The sequence below is a fragment of the Streptomyces sp. AB3(2024) genome, assembly GCF_041862025.1.
In the GTDB taxonomy this organism is placed as follows: domain Bacteria; phylum Actinomycetota; class Actinomycetes; order Streptomycetales; family Streptomycetaceae; genus Streptomyces.
In genome coordinates this window covers 46,224-63,409 of the sequence record NZ_JBGWAB010000033.1, presented here as the reverse complement: position 1 = coordinate 63,409, position 17,186 = coordinate 46,224, and the positions used below count along the sequence as shown (strand labels likewise).

Below are 17,186 nucleotides of genomic sequence, written 5' to 3'. Positions count from 1 at the left end.
GACTGGAGTTCAGACTTGTGATCTTCCTATCTCCCTCGGCGGGCCGCAGCCGGGCGCGGCGGCGCACCGTTCGTACCGCCGCCGCGCCGAGCAGCGCCCGCGGCGAGCCGCCCCGCCGCTCGGTGCCCAGCAGCGCGCTCGCGACCAGGTCCTCCCAGTCCCGCTCCCCGTCCCCGTTCCCGTCCGTCGCCGTCGTACCGCCGGCCTGGTCGATGTCGTTCACCGGACCCCCTCCCTCGTCTTCTCGCGTGTGCGTGCGTGTCCGTGTCCATGCCCCGGTCCCGCCCCCTGTGCGGGACCGGGGCATGCGTCAGCTGGCGTGGTTGTCGTTCATCACAAAGCCCCCCGGCTTTCTCATCCCGTACGGCGGCGCCCCCGCGCCCCGTTCCGGGTACTCGACGTGCAGGGCGGATCCCGGTCGTTCCGGTCCCTTCCGGTACCGGCCCTTCCGGCCCCGATCCGCCGTTCCCCTCCTCCGCACGGCCCCCCGGGCCCCGGTCACCCCAGGGCGACCGGCTCCGCGGTGTGTGGATCCCAGGCCGTCAGCGGGGTGAAGCCGCGGTGGCCGCACTCGCCGAAGACCGTGACGGGGCCACCGCCCGAGAGGGCGGCGAGCTGCCACAGTCCGGACCGCGAGCGGCCCTGGGCGAGGGTCACCGGCAGCGCGGACGTCCCCTCCACGTCCGCGATCTGCCAGGCCCCGTCACCTGCTTCCCCCGGTATCGGGACCACCGGGCCCAGCACGACCGGCCAGGACTCCAGCCACGGGTCCTCCCGCAGCGCGGCCCCGTAGGCCTCCAGGGCCTCACCGGTGCTCACCCCCGCGGGCACCCCGGGAGCCGCCGCCGTGACGGTGCGGTCCCCCAGGTCCCCCCGGAGCCCCGCCGAGCCGGGCCGGAAGCGGACTTCCGCCTCCAGTGCCAGTCCGACGGGCAGTGCCAGCTCCGGCGGCCGCCCGGGCGGGCCGAAGTCCAGCACCAGGGCCGGGCGCCCGCTCCCCAGCCCCCACAGCCATGTCCGGCGGGTGGTGAGCCGGCCGTCCGCGGAAACCGAGTCGTACTGGGCCAGTACGAGCCAGTGGTCCCCGACGGCCTCCCCCTCCGCCGGCTGCGGCAGCCCCACCCGGCTGCGGACGGTCGCGGCCAGCGGCTCCGGCAGTCCCGACACCCCCAGCCAGGCCCGGTCCAGCAGGTGCAGCAGCGCGAACTCCTCAAGCATCCGGGCGGGCCAGCCGGCGCCGCAACCGGGTATTGCCCCCAACTCCCTTACCCGGGAGGCAAGTCCCGGCGCCTGGGCGTCGACCATCCGGGCCGCGGTCTCCTCCCAGCCCGCGTAGCCCGTCCGCTCCTGTCCGGCGAGCCCCTCGCCCAGCACGTCCGCCAGCCGCCGCTCCAGCTCGGCGACCCCCGCCCCGACGCGCCCGGCCCGGCGTTCGGCCCGCTTGCGGGCCGCCTCGGCGTCCACCGGGCCGGCCGTCCGCCGCTCCGCCCGGGCCGTCCGCCCCGCGAGCCATTCCCCGGCCCAGTCCGGAGCCGCGGCGGGATCCCCCACCCCCGGGCCCGCCCGGAGCAGCAGCAGTCCCAGCGCGTGCTTGCACGGGAACTTCCGGCTCGGGCAGGAGCACTTGTACGCCGGTCCGGCGAGGTCCACGACCGTCCGGTACGGCGTACTGCCGCTGCCCTTGCACAACCCCCACACGGCACCGGAAGCGGAACCTCCGGTCTGCGACCACGAACCCTCCCCTCCAAGCTTGGCTCCCGCCCTGCGTGACGCATCGTCAGGCGCCAGGGCCAGTACCTGTTCCGCCGTCAGGCGGACCTGCTGCCCAGTCATGTGAACCACCGTAGAGACCCCCACTGACAATCGCTCTGACCTGCAACAACGCTGATATCAGGGGGTGTTGTCAGTGGCATGGTGCACGGTGGACACAGCAGTCGGGAACGGCTGTCGAGCATTGGAGGGGGACCATGACCATGCCCGGGACCGACACCGCCGGCGAAGCGCTGCGACCGCACGCCGAAGACGCCTTCGCACACGAACTGAAAGCCCTGGAAGCGGCCGACGACCGGCCCCGACCGGCCCGCTGGAAACTCTCCCCGTGGGCCGTGGCCACCTACCTGCTCGGCGGCACGCTCGCCGACGGCACCGTCGTCACGCCCAAGTACGTCGGCCCGCGCAGGATCGTCGAGGTCGCCGTCACCACCCTCGCCACCGACCGCGCCCTGCTCCTCCTCGGCGTCCCCGGCACCGCCAAGACCTGGGTGTCCGAACACCTCGCGGCCGCCGTCAGCGGCGATTCCACCCTCCTGGTCCAGGGCACCGCCGGCACCCCCGAGGAAGCCATCCGCTACGGCTGGAACTACGCCCGCCTCCTCGCCCACGGGCCCAGCCGCGAGGCCCTCGTCCCCAGCCCCGTCATGCGGGCCATGGCCGAGGGCTCGACCGCCCGCGTCGAGGAGCTCACCCGCATCCCCGCCGACGTCCAGGACACCCTCATCACCGTCCTGTCCGAGAAGACGCTCCCGATACCGGAGCTCGGCCAGGAGGTGCAGGCCGTCCGCGGGTTCAACCTCATCGCCACCGCCAACGACCGCGACCGCGGGGTCAACGAGCTCTCCAGCGCGCTGCGCCGCCGCTTCAACACCGTCGTGCTGCCACTGCCCGCCACCGTGGAGGCCGAGGTCGACATCGTCGCGCGCCGCGTCGACCAGCTGGGCCGCTCCCTGGACCTGCCCGCCGCCCCCGAGGGACTGGAGGAGATCCGCCGGGTCGTCACCGTCTTCCGTGAGCTGCGCGAGGGCGTCACCGGCGACGGCCGCACCAAGGTGAAGTCGCCCAGCGGCACCCTCTCCACCGCCGAGGCCATCTCCGTGGTCACCGGCGGGCTGGCGCTGGCCGCCCACTTCGGCGACGGCGTCCTGCGCCCTTCCGACGTGGCCGCCGGCATCCTCGGCGCCGTCGTGCGCGACCCGGCCGCCGACCGGCTCGTCTGGCAGGAGTACCTGGAGGCGGTCGTCCGCGAGCGGGACGGCTGGAAGGACTTCTACCGCGCCTGCCGGGAGGTGACGGCATGAGCCAGGGGGCCGCGCAACCACTGCTGCTCGGGGTGCGCCACCACGGCCCGGGATCCGCCCGGTCGGTACGGGCCGCGCTCGACGCGGCGCGACCGCGGGCCGTGCTGATCGAGGGGCCGCCCGAAGGGGACGCCCTGCTGGCACTGGCCGCCGAACCGGGCATGCGCCCGCCCGTCGCCCTGCTCGCCCACGCGGCGGACGATCCGGGCCGGGCCGCGTTCTGGCCGCTCGCCTCCTTCTCCCCGGAGTGGGTCGCCCTGCGCTGGGCCCAGGCCCGGGACGTGCCGGTGCGCTTCATCGACCTGCCCGCCGCGCACACGCTGGCCGCCGGCCCCGGGCGGGACGAGGCCGACGGCGAGGCCGGCTCCGTACAGGTGGACCCGCTCGCGGCGCTCGCCGGGGCCGCCGGGTACGACGATCCGGAGCGCTGGTGGGAGGACGTGGTCGAACACCGGGACGCGGGCGCCGCACGCGATCCGCTGGCCCCCTTCGCGGCGCTCGCCGAGGCGATGGGAGCCCTGCGCGAGACCTACGGGGACGGCGGCCGCCCCCACGACCTGGTCCGCGAGGCGTACATGCGCCAGCGGATGCGGGCCGCCCGCCGGGAGTTCGGCGCGGACCACGCCGTGGTGTGCGGGGCCTGGCACGTACCGGCGCTGCGTGCCAGGACCACGGCGGCGGCCGACCGGGCCCTGCTCACCGGACTCCCGAAGACCAAGGTGGAGACCACCTGGGTGCCGTGGACCCACCGCAGGCTCGCCAGGGCCGGCGGATACGGCGCGGGCATCACCTCGCCCGGCTGGTACGCCCACCTCTTCGCGGCCCGGGACCGGCCCGTCGAGCGATGGCTGACCAAGGTCGCGCGCCTGCTGCGCGAAGAGGACCGCCAGGTCTCCCCGGCGCACGTCATCGAGACCGTCCGCCTCGCAGGGACCCTGGCCGCCCTGCGGGGCCGCCCGCTGCCCGGTCTCACCGAGACGCTGGAGGCCGTCCGGGCGGTCATGTGCGACGGCTCCGACGTGCCGCTCGCGCTGATCGAGGACCGGCTCGTCGTCGGCGACGTGCTCGGCGAGGTACCCACGACCGCGCCCGCCGTTCCGCTCCAGCGGGACCTCACCCGCCGCATGCGCAGCCTGCGTCTCAAGGCCGAGGCACAGAGCCGTGACCTGGAGCTCGACCTGCGCAAGGACACCGACGCGGCCAGGTCCCTGCTGCTGCACCGGCTGCGGCTGCTCGGCGTCGACTGGGGCGTGCCGACCGCCTCCCGCGGCGGTACGGGCACCTTCCGCGAGACCTGGCGGCTGTGCTGGGAGCCCGAGTTGTCGGTACGGACGGCCGAGGCCGGGATCTGGGGCACCACCGTCCCGGGGGCCGCCACCGCCAAGGTGGAGGCCGAAGCCCGGCGCGCCGGGGAGCTCGGTGAGATCACGGCGCTGGCCGAGCGGTGCCTGCTGGCCGGGCTGTCCGAGGCACTGCCCGCCGTACTGCGGGCCCTCGCCGACCGGGCGGCGCTCGACACGGACGTGGCCCGGCTCGCCGGGGCGCTCCCCGCGCTGGCCCGTTCGCTGCGCTACGGGGACGTGCGGGGGACCGACGCGTCGGCCCTGGGCACCGTCGCGGCGGGGCTGGCGGAGCGGATCTGCGTGGCGCTGCCCGCGGCCTGCGCGGCCGGGCCGGACGCCGACGGGGCGGCGGCGCTGCGCGGGCACGTGGACGGGGTGCACGGAGCGGTCGCCCTGCTGGCGGACGCCGACCCGGGGCTGCGCGAGCGCTGGTCGGGGGTACTGCGGACGCTGGCCGGGCGGGACGCCGTGCCCGGGGTGATCCGCGGCCGGGCCGCCCGGCTGCTGCTGGACGGCGGCCGGCTCCAGGCCGGGGAGACGGCGCGGCTGATGCGGCTCGCGCTGTCCCCGGCGGCGGCCCCGGCCGACGCGGCGGGCTGGATCGAGGGCTTCGCCGGGGGGAACGCGGGCGGCGGCACCCTGCTGGTGCACGACGAGCGGCTGGTGGGTCTGATCGACACCTGGCTGGTGTCGGTGCCGCCGGGAGCCTTCGTCGACGTGCTGCCGCTGCTGCGGCGGACGTTCGGGGCGTACGAGCCCGGGGTGAAGCGGACCCTGGGCGAGCTGGTGCGCCGGGGCCCCCCCCCCCCCCGCCGCCCCCCCCCCCCCCCCCCCCCCCCCCCCCCCCACCGGCACATCCGCTTGAGTTCTTCCGCGGCGGGTCGACGGAACGCCGGCGACCGCCTGGAACGGGAGATCGGGGGTGCCACTCGTGCGGATCGGACTGGTCACGGAAGGCGGTTATCCGTATGCGGCGGCAGAGTCCGGGCTCTGGTGCGACCGGCTCGTGCGCGGGCTCCCGCAGCACGAGTTCGAGCTCTACGCGCTGAGCCGCAGCGCCGGCCAGGAGGCACGCGGCCGGCTCCCGCTCCCGGGGCACGTCACCCGGGTGCGGACCGCCCCGCTGTGGGCCCCGGGCGACGACGGGCGCACGTACGGGCGGCGCGAACGGCGGCGCTTCGCCGCCGGCTTCGAGCAGCTGGTCCGCGGGATCTGCGCGGACGGGGCCGAGGCCTTCGCCACCGGGCTCTACGAACTGGCCGCACTCGCCCGCGAACAGGGGGGGATGTACGCGGCCCTGCGCTCCGAAACGGCCGTACGGGCCGTGGAGGCCGGCTGCCGCGCCCCGGGCGCGGTCCGCGGTGTGGCGGCGGCCCGGGTACCCGACCTGCTGGAGTTCGCCGACGCCCTGGAACGGATGCTGCGGCCGCTGTCCCTCGACTGGTACGAGGAGCCCGGACTCGGCGCCGTCGACGTCTGCCACGCGGCGGCCGGCGGGGTCGCGGCGCTCCCCGGACTCCTGGCCAAACGCTTCTTCGGGGTCCCGTTGCTGGTCACCGAGTACGGAGTCCGGCTGCGCACCCACTACCTGGAGCACGGCGAGGACGACCGGCCCGCCCTGCGCGCGCTCCTCGCCGCCTTCCACCTCCGGCTCGCCGGCGAGATCTACGCCGGCGCCGACCTCCTCACCCCCGGCAACGCGCACGCCCGCCGCTGGCAGGAGCGCTGCGGGGCCCCGCGGGAGCGGCTGCGGACCGTGTACCCCGGGATGGAGGCGGACCGATTCGCCGCCGTCGGCGAGGACCCGGACCGCGGCGACCCGGACACCCTGGTGTGGGTCGGACGCACCGAGCCCGCCAAGGACCTGATCGGCCTGCTGCACGCCTTCGCCGAGGTCCGCCGGGCCGCGCCCGACACCCGGCTGCGGATCTTCTCGACGGCCGCCGTGCCCGGCTACCTGGCCGACTGCCGGTCGCTGGCCGCGCAGCTCTTCCCCGACGAGGCCGCCGACGCGCGGACGGTGGGGGAGAACCCGGTCACCTTCGAGGAGATCGGCGGCCCCGAGACGCCCTCCCCGGCCGACGCGTACGGGACCGGCCGGATCGTGCTGCTGTCCTCGGTGATCGAGGGCTTCCCCCTCACCCTCGCCGAGGCCATGTTCTGCGGGCGCGCCACCGTGTCCACCGACGTGGGAGCCGTCCGCGAGGTCATCGGCGGGACCGGACTGGTCGTGCCGCCCCGCAACCCGCGGGCGCTCGCCGACGCCTGCCTCGCCCTGCTGCGGGACCCCGAGCGGGCCCAGCGGCTGGGGGCGGCGGCGCGGGCCAGGGCGCTGGAACTGTTCACCGTCGAGCAGAACGTGGCCGCCTTCCAGGACGGATACCAGCTGCTGCTGGCCCGCGGTTCCGCACGGCCCGACGGGGAGGTCCCCTTCGAGCGGCCGGCCGAGGCGCGGGTGCCGGGGCACTGGACCACGCCTACGTGGGCCCCGCCCGTCACCCCCGCGCCGGGTCCGGAGGCGGCGGCATGACGACCGTCGACCCGTACCCCGTCGCAGGCGGTTCCGTCGCCGACGGAGCCGGCACGGCACCGCCGGGAACCCCGTATCCGGCCCCCCGCGCCCCGATCGCGGCCGGACCGGCCACGCCGCAGACGGCCCGGCGCGGGGGCGGCGGGGATCCCGTCAAGGCCCTGCTGCACCGGCACCGGGAGCTGTGCGAGCGGGCCGTCGACGCGCTGGAGGTCGCCGCCGGACTGGAGGCGCACGGCATCACCGACCGCACCGCCGCGCGGTTCCGGCACCGGGACGTGTTCTCCCTCGCCGAGGAGCTGTACGCCCGCACCCCGCGCGGCGAGGCCCCGACCCCGGCGCCCGCGCGGACCCCGGCGGGGCCCCGGGCGGTGCGCCGGTTCGGCTACGCCCTGCTGCCCGGCGCCCTCACGTTCGGCGCGGCCGCCACCGGGACGCCGTGGACGGGCCCCCTCGCGGTGCTCCTCACCGCCGGCGCCCTGGTGTGGCCCGGCCGGTGGGCCCGGGGACGCTTCCCCTACGCCGTCCACCTGCTCGCGGCGGCCGTCGTGGGATGGGCGGTCCACCGGCACGGGGCGGCGCTCGGAGCCGCCCTCGCACTGGCCGTGGCCCCCGGACACCTCGCCGGGACGTACTACGCCGCCCGGGCGCGCCGCCGGCTCGCCGGGAGCCGGGTCCTGGAGGACTTCGCCGCCGGGTCCCGGCCCCTGCTCGCCGGGGTCCTGCTGCCCTTCGGCGCGGCCGCCGCGGGGGCGGCCGCGCTCGCCGGGGCCGACCCGGCCGCCGCCGTACCGCTCGCGGTGCTGCTGTTCCTGGTCCGGCTGCTGCTCCGGCACGGCGCGCACCGCGCCCCCCTGGCGGCGGCCCTGGCCCTCGCCCTGGTCCCGGCCCCGGCGGCAGTGGCCGCCGCGGCCGCGGGACTCCTCGTACACGCCGTGCTCGCGCTGTCCCGCGCCTCGGCCCACGCGCGTCCCTGAGCGCCGTACCCCCACCCACCGACCCCCACCCCACCCACCCAAGGAGAAACAGGATGACCGGCCAGCCAACCAACCGAGGGGCCGCGCGATGAGGGTGCTGCTGATCGGAGCCAACGGTTACCTCGGCCGCTACGTCGCGGACCGGCTGCTCGCCGACCCCGCGGTCCAGCTCACCGCGCTCGGCCGCGGCGACGACGCCGACGTCCGCTTCGACCTCGCCACCGGCAGTCCCGGAGCCCTCACCCGGTTCCTGGACGCCGTCCACCCCGGCGTCGTCATCAACTGCGCGGGTGCCACCCGCGGCGGGGCCCGGGAGCTGACCCGGCACAACACCGTCGCCGTCGCCACCATCTGCGAGTCGCTGCGCCGCAGCGGCTGCGGCGCCCGGCTGGTCCAGCTCGGCTGCTCCGCCGAGTACGGGCCCAGCCAGCCCGGCTCGTCCACGGCCGAGGACGCCGTGCCCAGACCCGGCGGACCGTACGGCGTCAGCAAGCTCGCCGCGACCGAGCTGGTGCTCGGGTCGGGGCTGGACGCCGTCGTGCTGCGGGTGTTCTCACCCGTCGGCCCAGGAACCCCCGCGGGCTCCCCGCTGGGCCGGCTCGCCGAGGCGATGCGGCGCGCCATGCAGTCCGGGGACGGCGAGCTCAAGCTGAGCGGCCTCGGCGTCCAGCGCGACTTCGTCGACGTACGGGACGTCGCGCGGGCCGTGCACGCCGCCTCCCTGTCCGCGGCCCAGGGGGTCGTCAACATCGGCACCGGCCGGGCGGTCCGGTTGCGCGACGCGGCGGCCGTCCTGGCCCGCGTCGCCGGATACGGCGGCGCCCTGCACGAACTGGACGTCCCGCACGGCGGCGACCGGCACGGCGGCCCCGCGCACGGGCACCCCGGCCGCCCGCAGGGCCTGGCCGCCATCGGTTCGCCGCGCTCCGAGGCCACCGCCGAGCAGATCGCCTCCGCGGCCCCCCAGCCGCACCCCTACCCCGACGGCTGCGGCGCCTGGCAACAGGCCGACGTGCGCACCGCCCGGGACCGGCTCGGCTGGCGGCCCCGGATCAACCTGGAGGAGTCCCTCGCGGACATCTGGATGGAGGCGGCGTGCCGTATCTGACCACTCCGCCGGGGGCCACGGCGGCGGCCGTGACCGAGGCCGGCCGGCTGGGTCTGGGCATCCCCGGTTACGCGCACCCGCTGCTCGCCCCGGTGGAGTGGGCCGAGCTGACCCGCCCGGGGACACCGCTGCACTGGGCGGTGCTCAACGTCAGCGACGGCCCCGGCGGACGCCCCGACCCGCACTGCTCCGAGGCCGCCGCGAAGCTCGGGCGGGCGGACGGCACGGTCCTCGGGCATCTCGCCATGCGGGACGGAACGCGGTCGTTCGGGGAGCTCGTCTCCGACGCCCACCGCTTCCGCGACTGGTACGGCGTCGGCGGCTTCTACCTCGCCGGAGCCCCCTCGGACCGGGACGGTCTCGCCGGGGTCCGCCGGGTCACCGACACCCTGCGCGGGCTCGGCGAGGGGCTGCGGATCGTCCTCGGACACGGCACGCACCCGTGCGAGGGCTACACGGAGGCCGCCGACCAGCTGGTCACCTTCTCCGGGGCCTGGGCCGACTACCGCTGGTCGCAGGTGGCCGAGTGGACGGCCGACCATCCGCCCGAGACGTTCTGCCACCTCGTCCACGGCGTGCCGCGGACCCACCTGGAGGAGGCGCTGCGGATCGCCCGCTGGCAGGGCGCCGGCACGATCTGGTTCACGGACCGGCGGGCGGCGGGCGACCGGGACCCGTGGGCCTCGATGCCCGGGTACTGGGACGAAATCGTCTCGCGGATCGGACCGGGTGTCTCGGAATGAAGAAGGGCGTGGCAGTGTTACGGGACAGAACAACCTTTAAATGCTCCCCGCGGACGCGGGGATGACCCAGGAGTCCCCGTGTCGCTGCCACCCTTGGTTGAGCCAGCCGCTGAGCTCACCGTTGACGAGGTCCGTCGGTACTCCCGGCACCTGATCATCCCGGATGTCGGGATGGACGGCCAGAAGCGCCTGAAGAACGCCAAGGTGCTGGCCGTGGGCGCCGGCGGCCTCGGCTCCCCCGCCCTCATGTACCTGGCCGCGGCAGGCGTGGGCACGCTGGGCATCGTGGAGTTCGACGAGGTCGACGAGTCGAACCTGCAGCGCCAGATCATCCACAGCCAGGCGGACATCGGCCGCTCCAAGGCCGAGTCGGCCCGTGACAGCGTGCTGGGCATCAACCCGTACGTCAACGTGGTCCTTCACGAAGAGCGGCTCGAAGCCGAGAACGTGATGGAGATCTTCAGCCAGTACGACCTCATCGTCGACGGCACGGACAACTTCGCCACGCGCTACCTGGTCAACGACGCCTGCGTGCTGCTGAACAAGCCGTACGTGTGGGGCTCGATCTACCGCTTCGACGGCCAGGCCTCCGTCTTCTGGTCCGAGCACGGCCCGTGCTACCGCTGCCTCTACCCGGAGCCCCCGCCGCCGGGCATGGTCCCGAGCTGCGCCGAGGGCGGCGTGCTGGGCGTGCTCTGCGCGTCCATCGGGTCCATCCAGGTCACCGAGGCCATCAAGGTCCTCACGGGCGTCGGCGAGCCGCTGGTCGGCCGCCTGATGATCTACGACGCCCTGGAGATGCAGTACCGCCAGGTCAAGGTCCGCAAGGACCCCGACTGCGCGGTCTGCGGTCCGAACGCGACCGTCACCGAGCTCATCGACTACGAGGCCTTCTGCGGCGTCGTGTCGGAGGAGGCCCAGGAGGCCGCCCTCGGTTCGACGATCACTCCCAAGCAGCTCAAGGAGTGGATCGACGCGGACGAGCCCATCGAGATCATCGACGTCCGCGAGAAGAACGAGTACGAGATCGTCTCGATCCCCGGCGCGAAGCTGATCCCCAAGGGCGAGTTCCTGATGGGTACCGCCCTCCAGGACCTGCCGCAGGACAAGCGCATCGTCCTGCACTGCAAGACGGGTGTCCGCAGTGCGGAAGTGCTCGCGGTCCTGAAGTCCGCGGGCTTCGCGGACGCGGTGCACGTCGGCGGCGGCGTCATCGGCTGGGTCCACCAGATCGAGCCCGAGAAGCCGGTCTACTAGCAGCAGCGTACGAAGGGGCCGTACCCGCGCCGGGTACGGCCCCTTCGGCGCGTCAGGCGGGCGTGGGGCTGGCAGCGGGGGTGGGGCTGGCGGCCGGGGTGCAGACGGTGCCCGCCGTCGGCGCCTTCCCGTCCAGCAGGTACGTGTTCACCGCCTGCTGCACGCACGCGTCGCCGCTGTTGTACGCGCCGTGCCCCTCGCCCTTGTACGTGAGCTCCACGCCCACGCCCTTGCCGAGCCGCTCGGCCATCTTCCGGGCACCCTCGTACGGGGTCGCGGGGTCGCCGGTGTTGCCGATCACCAGGATGGGGGCGGAGCCGGGGGCCGAGACGTCCGGGGTGGTCCAGGCGCCCGGGACCGGCCAGCCCGTGCAGCTCAGCATGGCCCAGCCGAGGAAGTCGCCGAAGACGGGCGAGGCCTTGCGGAACTCGGCGAGCTTGGCCTTGGTCTGCGCGAGGCTGTACCGGTCCTTGGAGTCGGCGCAGTTGATGGCGGCGTTGGCCGCGCCGAGGTTGCTGTACCGGCCCTGCTGGTCCCGTCCGTTGAGGGCGTCCGACAGGGCCATCAGCAGCTGGCCCTGGCCGCCCTCGGCCTCGTCCAGGCCCTGCTCCAGCAGCGGCCACAGCTCCTTGGAGTACAGGGCCTGGGCGATGCCGTTGGTCGCGGCGGACTCGCCGAGCACGCGGTCGCCGATGCCGGGGATGGGCTTGGCCGCGAGCGCCTTCTGGAGCTTGATGACGTTCGCCTCGATCTCCTTGGCGGTGCTGCCCTGGAGCCGGCAGGCATCGCCGCGGTCCACGCAGTCCTGGGCGAAGTTGCCGAGGGCGAGCTGGAAGCCCTTCGCCTGGCCGAGCGCGCCCTGTTCGGCGTTCTGGGTCGGATCGACGACGGCGTCGAACACCGCCCGGCCGACGTTCTTCGGGAAGAGGTGGGCGTAGACCCCGCCGAGCTCGGTGCCGTAGGAGATCCCGAAGTAGTTCAGCTTCTCGTCGCCCAGGGCCTGGCGGATGCGGTCCAGGTCGCGGGCTGCGTTCTCGGTGCCCACGTGGGGAAGCACGGTGCCGGAGTTCTTCTCGCACGCCTCCTGGTACTTCTTGATGCCGTCGAGGAAGGCCTTCTCCTGCTCCGGGGTGGCGGGGGAGGAGTCCTGCGCGTAGTACGCGTCCAGTTGTTTGTCGTCCTCGCAGTGCACGGGCGCGCTGCGGCCGACCCCGCGCGGGTCGAAGCTCACCAGGTCGTAGCGGTCGCGCAGGGCCGCGTACTCCTGGGCGGCGCCGGGGAGCGTGCTGATGCCGGAGCCGCCGGGGCCGCCGAAGTTGAAGACGAGGGAGCCGAGGCGGTGCTTCTGGTCCCGGGCCTTGGCGCGGATCAGGGCGATCGGGATGGTCTTGCCCTCGGGGTTCGCGTAGTCGAGCGGTACGTCGAGGGTGGCGCACTGCCAGTCCTTGCCGGGCGTCTGCCCACCGCCTTCGGCGGCGGTGGGAGCGGAGCACTCGCCCCACTTGAGGGGCTTGGGCTCCTGGGTGCTGCCGCCCCGGGGTCTTCCCGCCGTACCGGAGCCGCCGGCGGAGCAGGCGCCGGTGGTGAGCAGCGCGGCGGTGAGGGTGGCGGCAGCGGCTGTCCGAACGACGTTTCTGGGCATGTCTCCATCCTCTGCCCCCACCCCCCACCCCGCCCCCGCGCTGACCCGTCCGGGGGATCCCGCCGGGTGCCCGGCGGGGCGGTGTCAGGCCGCGGCCGGGGCCGGGGTCAGCACCCGGCGGGCCGCGGCCCGGCCCGTGGCCACGCAGGCGGCCACGTCCACGCCCTCGTACGCCGCTCCGCACAGCGCCAGCGACGGCAGCTCCGCGGTCGCCTCGCGGATGCGGGCCACCCGTGCGCGGTGCCCGACGCCGTACTGCGGCAGGGCCCGGTCCCAGCGGGTCACGCGGGCGGCGAGGGGCTCGCCCATCGGGCCCACCGCCCGGCGGAGTTCGGTGACGGCCGCCCGGATCAGGTGCCGGTCGGGGCGGCCCAGCAGTTCCTCCTCCCCGATCCGCCCGATCGAGGCGCGCAGCACGAACGCGGCGGGCGCCGCCTCGTCCATCCAGGACCACTTGTTGGAGAGGAAGGACGCCGCCTTGAGGACGTGCCCGTCCACGGCCGGGACCAGGAAGCCGTTGCCCTCCGGGAGCCGGTGGGCCCGGCCGCGCGAGAAGGCCAGGGTGACGACCGCGGTGGAGGCGTGCGGGATCGCCGACAGTTCGGCCTCCGCCCGGGGGGAGTGCGGTCGCAGCAGTTCCGCCGCCGCGAAGGCCGGCAGGGCCAGGACCACCGCGTCCGCGTCCATGGTCAGCGGGCCGTCGGCCGTCACGGCCCGCACCCGCCACCGGTCGCCGGGAAGCCGCAGCAGGGAGCGGGCCGTGGTTCCGGTGAGGATCCGTGCCCCGCCGGCGCGGGCGACCGCCTGCGGGAGGCGGCCGGTGCCGCCGGCCAGGCCCCGGACGGCGCCCGCGGCCGGGCGCGTCCCGCCCGCCGCCTTCATCCGGCGCAGCGCGGGCAGCAACGGGCCGCCCTGTTCGGCCAGGGCGGCGATCCGGGGCAGGACCGCGTGCAGCGAGAGCCGGTCGGCGCTGCCCGCGTGGACCCCGGCCAGTATCGGTTCGACCAGCCGGTCCACGGCCTCCCGGCCGAGGCGGGCGCCGAGGTACTCGCTCACCGAGCAGTCCCCGGTGAGCGGTGCGGCGGGCAGGCTCTCCTCGGCCGCGACCCGTGCGAGGCCCTCCGCCGAGAGCAGGCCCGTCCCGGCCAGCGCGGCCGGGTCGGCCGGGATGCCCATGACGTGGCCGGGCGGGAGCGTGCGCAGCCCGCCGTGGGTCCAGACGGCGGTGGCGGACGGGGCCGGGTCGCGCAGGGCGTCGCCGAGTCCGACGGCGGTCGCCAGCTCCACGGCCTCCGGGCGCAGCGCCGTCAGGGATTCCGCACCCTCGTCGACGGCCGTACCGGCGATGGTGCCGGTGCGCAGCGTGCCGCCGACCTTGGCCCGGCTCTCCAGCAGGGTGACGTCCGCCCGGCCGCGCAGCTGCCAGGCAGCCGAGAGGCCGCTGATGCCGCCGCCCACGACGATCACTGAACGCATGGTCATCTCCCGTAAAGGTATGTCCCCTTTACGAACGTATGGGAGGGTCCCGGGCCGGCGCATCGTGCTTTCGGTCAGAGCCCGTGGCTCCGCCCGGCGGCGGGGCGGGGTGCGGGGCCGGGGCCGGCGGAGCTAGATCGATTCCTTGCGGGTCAGGAAGTTGAACGAGATCCAGCCCGGGAGGACCGGCAGCCAGAAGGTCATCAGGCGGAAGAGCAGGACCGCCGAGATGGCGACCTCCTTCTCCAGGCCCGCCGCGATCAGACCCAGCGTCAGGGTCGTCTCCACCGCTCCGATGCCGCCCGGGGTCGGGGCCGCCGAGCCCAGGGCGTTGCCCGCCAGGAAGACCACCGCGATGCTCGCGTAGCTGATGGCCTGCCCGCCGCCGAAGGCGCGGATCGAGGCGTCCAGGCACATCACGAAGCAGCCGGTCAGAAGCAGCATGCCGCCGATGCCCGTCATCAGCTTCTGCGGGCGCTGGAGCACGTCCAGCATGCGCGGGACGACACCCGCGAACAGGGCCCGTACCCGGGTGACGACGAACTTCCGCAGGAAGGGGACCGCCGTGACGACGAGGACCAGCACGGCGACCGTGAGCAGGCCCGCGATGACCGTCCGCGAGGGGGTCATCTCCGGCGTCTTCTCGGTGCCCGTCAGGTAGCCGAAGGACAGCAGCAGCAGGATGTGGCTGGCCAGGCCGAAGAGCTGGGAGGCGCCGACGCTGGCCACGGCCAGGCCGGGGCGGATGCCGGCCCGCTGCAGGAAGCGGGTGTTCAGCGCGACACCGCCGACCGCCGCCGGGGCGACCAGCTTCACGAAGGACCCCGCCACCTGCGCGAGCACCGTCCGCAGGAAGGGCACCCGTTCCGGTACGAAGCCCAGCAGGCTCATCGCCGCCGCGAAGTAGCTGAGCGCCGAGAAGGCGAGCGCCGCCCCGACCCAGCTCCACTGCGCCTGCTCGACGATGGTCGCGAAGTCCACGTGGGCCAGCTGCGTGAGCAGGAAGTACGCACCGAACGCGCCCGCGATGAAGGACACCACGGTGCGCGGGCGGATCCGTTCCAGCCGGGCCGGCTCCACCGGGGCCTGCGGGCGGATCAGCAGGACCTGCCGGCGGATCTGGCTGAGCAGGTCCTCCTCGCGCGCCCCTTCGAGGGCGTCGTCCAGCGCCCGCTTCTCCGCCTTGCGGTCGGCGGCCGCGCTGGCGGCGGCGTCTCCCGCGCCCGCCGCGGCCTGCGCCTCGCGGGCCGCCTTCGCCACCCGCGAGGACTCCAGTACGGCCTCGCGCTGCCGGTCGGCCCGCTCGCGGGCCAGCCGGCGCAGGGTGGCCCGGGTGGAGCGGCTCAGGGCGATCGGCTGGAGCAGCGGCAGACAGTCCGCCACCGCGTCCGGGCCCAGCACCGACACCGCCGAGGCCACCGAGCGCTCGGCTCCCACCCGCAGGCCCAGGGTGGTCAGCAACTGGGCGATGTCCATGCGGAGCACCACATCGCCGGCCGCGATCTCGCCGCCCCGCAGGTCGGTGAGGATGACGTTGCCGGAACGATCCACCACCAGCGCGTCCCCGGTGAGCCGGCGGTGCGCGATCCGGCGCGACTGGAGGGCCCGTACCTGCTCCCACGCGTTGCGGCTCAGGTCGTCGGTGATCTCCTCGTCCGGCAGCGCGTCGAGGGTCCGGCCGCCCAGGTGCTCGTAGACCAGCATCACGGCGTCGGGGCCGAGCTCGGAGGTGGCGATCAGCCGGGGTGCGTTGGCCCCGGCCGCGATGGCCGCGTAGGCGAGCAGGGCCTCCTGCTCCAAGGCCTGGCGCAGGGACTGCAGGCTGCGCCGGGTGGTGATCCCGCGCAGGGTCATCCGGCGCCAGACCCGGTAGAAGAAGCCGTGCGCCTGCTGCTCGCGGTCCACGACGGTGACGTCCAGCGGCGGCCCGTCCTCCAGCGTGACGTGGTAGCGGCGGCCCCGGTCGTTGGCCTCCGCGCCCTCCCCCTCGGGAGCCTCGGCGCGCATCGCGCTGACCGGCTGGAAGCCGACGCGGCGCAGGCCCGCGAGGAGGTTCTGCCCGGTCGGGCGGACGTTCGGGGAGCCGACCGCGTACAGGGTGCCGTACGCGACGCTCCAGCCGATCAGTACCGTCAGGATGATCGAGAACGGTGTCGTGTACCCGCCGACCAGCATGGCGAAGGCGTCCAGGAGCAGGACCACCCACAGCGCCACCCGCCAGCGGGGCCGGCGCGTCATCCCGACGGCGGTCATGTACGCGATCACGGGCGCGAGGTAGCCGTGCACCGGGTCGGTGAGGGTGCCGGTGGTGCCGGTGGTGCGGGTCAGCGCCTCCTGGATGGTCCCGGGGGCGGCCTGGGAGACCCACAGATCGGTGGCGAGGGTGACGCCGTGCGCGAGGACCGCGGCGAGTACGCCGTCCGCGATGCGCAGCCCGTCGCGTTTGATCAGCCGCTCGATGGCGAAGGCGACGGGCACCAGGAGGACCGCGATGGAGGACACCAGCCCGGCGACCTTGATCAGCAGATCGGGTGCCTGGCCCGTGCCGGCGCTGATGTCCTGTTCCAGGCCCGCGGTGGTGCCGTGGGCGAAGGCGGCGATGCACAGGACGACGGCGATGCCGAGGACGCCGACGAGGAGACGTACGAGGTCGGAGGGCCGGTGCACGCGCGCGGCGAGCAGCGGCTCGTCGACCTCGACCCGGTCGGCCGCCGTCGGGGTGTGACCGGGCGGGTCGTCGGGGTGCGGATCGCAGACGGGCACCTCGGGCACCTCGGGCGCTTCGGGAGCCTCGGGCACGGGGCCGGAGCGCGGCTGCCCGGGGCGCACGGGTTCCGGGCGCACGGGTTCCGGGAGCGCCGCGTCCGTGAGGGCCGCGTCAGCGCGCGCGTCGCCTTCGGCAGGCGTGCCGGAGTCCGCGGGCGCGCCGTTTTCCGGCCGCGTGCCCTCGTCTCTCGTCGCACCGTCCGGAGGGCTCACACCCTGCTCCTTAGCCGTCACATCCGTCTCTTCTTGATCACGTATCACCAGTCACCG

General features: G+C 75.1%; 10 protein-coding genes and 2 pseudogenes. 7 read left to right on the top strand and 5 right to left on the bottom strand.

Features of this window, described 5'->3' with window-relative positions; translation table 11 throughout:
* Both ACEPPI_RS16210 and ACEPPI_RS16205 read right to left on the bottom strand, forming a co-directional pair.
* A pseudogene (locus ACEPPI_RS16210) lies at nucleotides 1–223 on the bottom strand (hypothetical protein); the annotation flags it as partial.
* Between the two features lie 275 nt (nucleotides 224–498).
* Nucleotides 499–1,833: an SWIM zinc finger family protein gene (locus ACEPPI_RS16205; protein ID WP_373915921.1), complete on the bottom strand. Its 1,335-nt coding sequence runs from the start codon at nucleotides 1,831–1,833 to the stop codon at nucleotides 499–501.
* Nucleotides 1,834–1,967: 134 nt separating this feature from the next.
* Between ACEPPI_RS16205 and ACEPPI_RS16200 the strand changes: the two genes are divergently transcribed.
* The 7 genes and pseudogenes from ACEPPI_RS16200 to moeZ all read left to right on the top strand — a co-directional run bounded on the left by ACEPPI_RS16200 (nucleotide 1,968) and on the right by moeZ (nucleotide 11,032).
* Complete coding sequence (locus ACEPPI_RS16200; RefSeq protein WP_373915920.1) at nucleotides 1,968–3,074, top strand: AAA family ATPase; 1,107 nt, start codon at nucleotides 1,968–1,970, stop codon at nucleotides 3,072–3,074.
* Nucleotides 3,071–5,224, top strand: a pseudogene (locus tag ACEPPI_RS16195) (DUF5682 family protein); the annotation flags it as partial. The gene ACEPPI_RS16200 and the pseudogene ACEPPI_RS16195, both read left to right, overlap by 4 nt.
* Before the next feature lie 124 nt (nucleotides 5,225–5,348).
* Nucleotides 5,349–6,947, top strand: a complete 1,599-nt coding sequence (locus ACEPPI_RS16190) for a DUF3492 domain-containing protein (RefSeq protein ID WP_373915919.1) — start codon at nucleotides 5,349–5,351, stop codon at nucleotides 6,945–6,947.
* Complete coding sequence (locus ACEPPI_RS16185; protein ID WP_373915925.1) at nucleotides 6,944–7,924, top strand: hypothetical protein; 981 nt, start codon at nucleotides 6,944–6,946, stop codon at nucleotides 7,922–7,924. The genes ACEPPI_RS16190 and ACEPPI_RS16185 overlap by 4 nt, the downstream gene beginning before the upstream one ends.
* Before the next feature lie 88 nt (nucleotides 7,925–8,012).
* A complete protein-coding gene (locus ACEPPI_RS16180; RefSeq protein ID WP_373915918.1) occupies nucleotides 8,013–9,032 on the top strand; it encodes an NAD-dependent epimerase/dehydratase in 1,020 nt (339 codons plus the stop codon).
* The gene (locus tag ACEPPI_RS16175) at nucleotides 9,020–9,775 is read left to right on the top strand and encodes a spherulation-specific family 4 protein (protein ID WP_373915917.1); all 756 of its coding nucleotides are present in this window, start codon (nucleotides 9,020–9,022) and stop codon (nucleotides 9,773–9,775) included. Before ACEPPI_RS16180 ends, ACEPPI_RS16175 begins: the two co-directional genes overlap by 13 nt.
* Nucleotides 9,776–9,853: 78 nt before the next feature.
* Nucleotides 9,854–11,032 (top strand): adenylyltransferase/sulfurtransferase MoeZ, encoded by a 1,179-nt coding sequence (moeZ, locus tag ACEPPI_RS16170; protein WP_280916413.1) that lies wholly within the window; start codon nucleotides 9,854–9,856, stop codon nucleotides 11,030–11,032.
* A gap of 52 nt (nucleotides 11,033–11,084) precedes the next feature.
* Here moeZ and ACEPPI_RS16165 read toward each other — a convergent pair whose 3' ends face one another.
* From ACEPPI_RS16165 to ACEPPI_RS16155, 3 genes are all read right to left on the bottom strand, one after another.
* Nucleotides 11,085–12,674 (bottom strand): alpha/beta hydrolase, encoded by a 1,590-nt coding sequence (locus tag ACEPPI_RS16165; RefSeq protein ID WP_373915916.1) that lies wholly within the window; start codon nucleotides 12,672–12,674, stop codon nucleotides 11,085–11,087.
* Between the two features lie 84 nt (nucleotides 12,675–12,758).
* Entirely contained in the window at nucleotides 12,759–14,156 is a 1,398-nt protein-coding gene (gene hemG, locus ACEPPI_RS16160; RefSeq protein ID WP_373915915.1) for a protoporphyrinogen oxidase, read from the bottom strand.
* A gap of 126 nt (nucleotides 14,157–14,282) precedes the next feature.
* The gene (locus tag ACEPPI_RS16155; protein ID WP_373915914.1) at nucleotides 14,283–17,177 is read right to left on the bottom strand and encodes a flippase-like domain-containing protein; all 2,895 of its coding nucleotides are present in this window, start codon (nucleotides 17,175–17,177) and stop codon (nucleotides 14,283–14,285) included.
* Nucleotides 17,178–17,186: the final 9 nt, after the last annotated feature.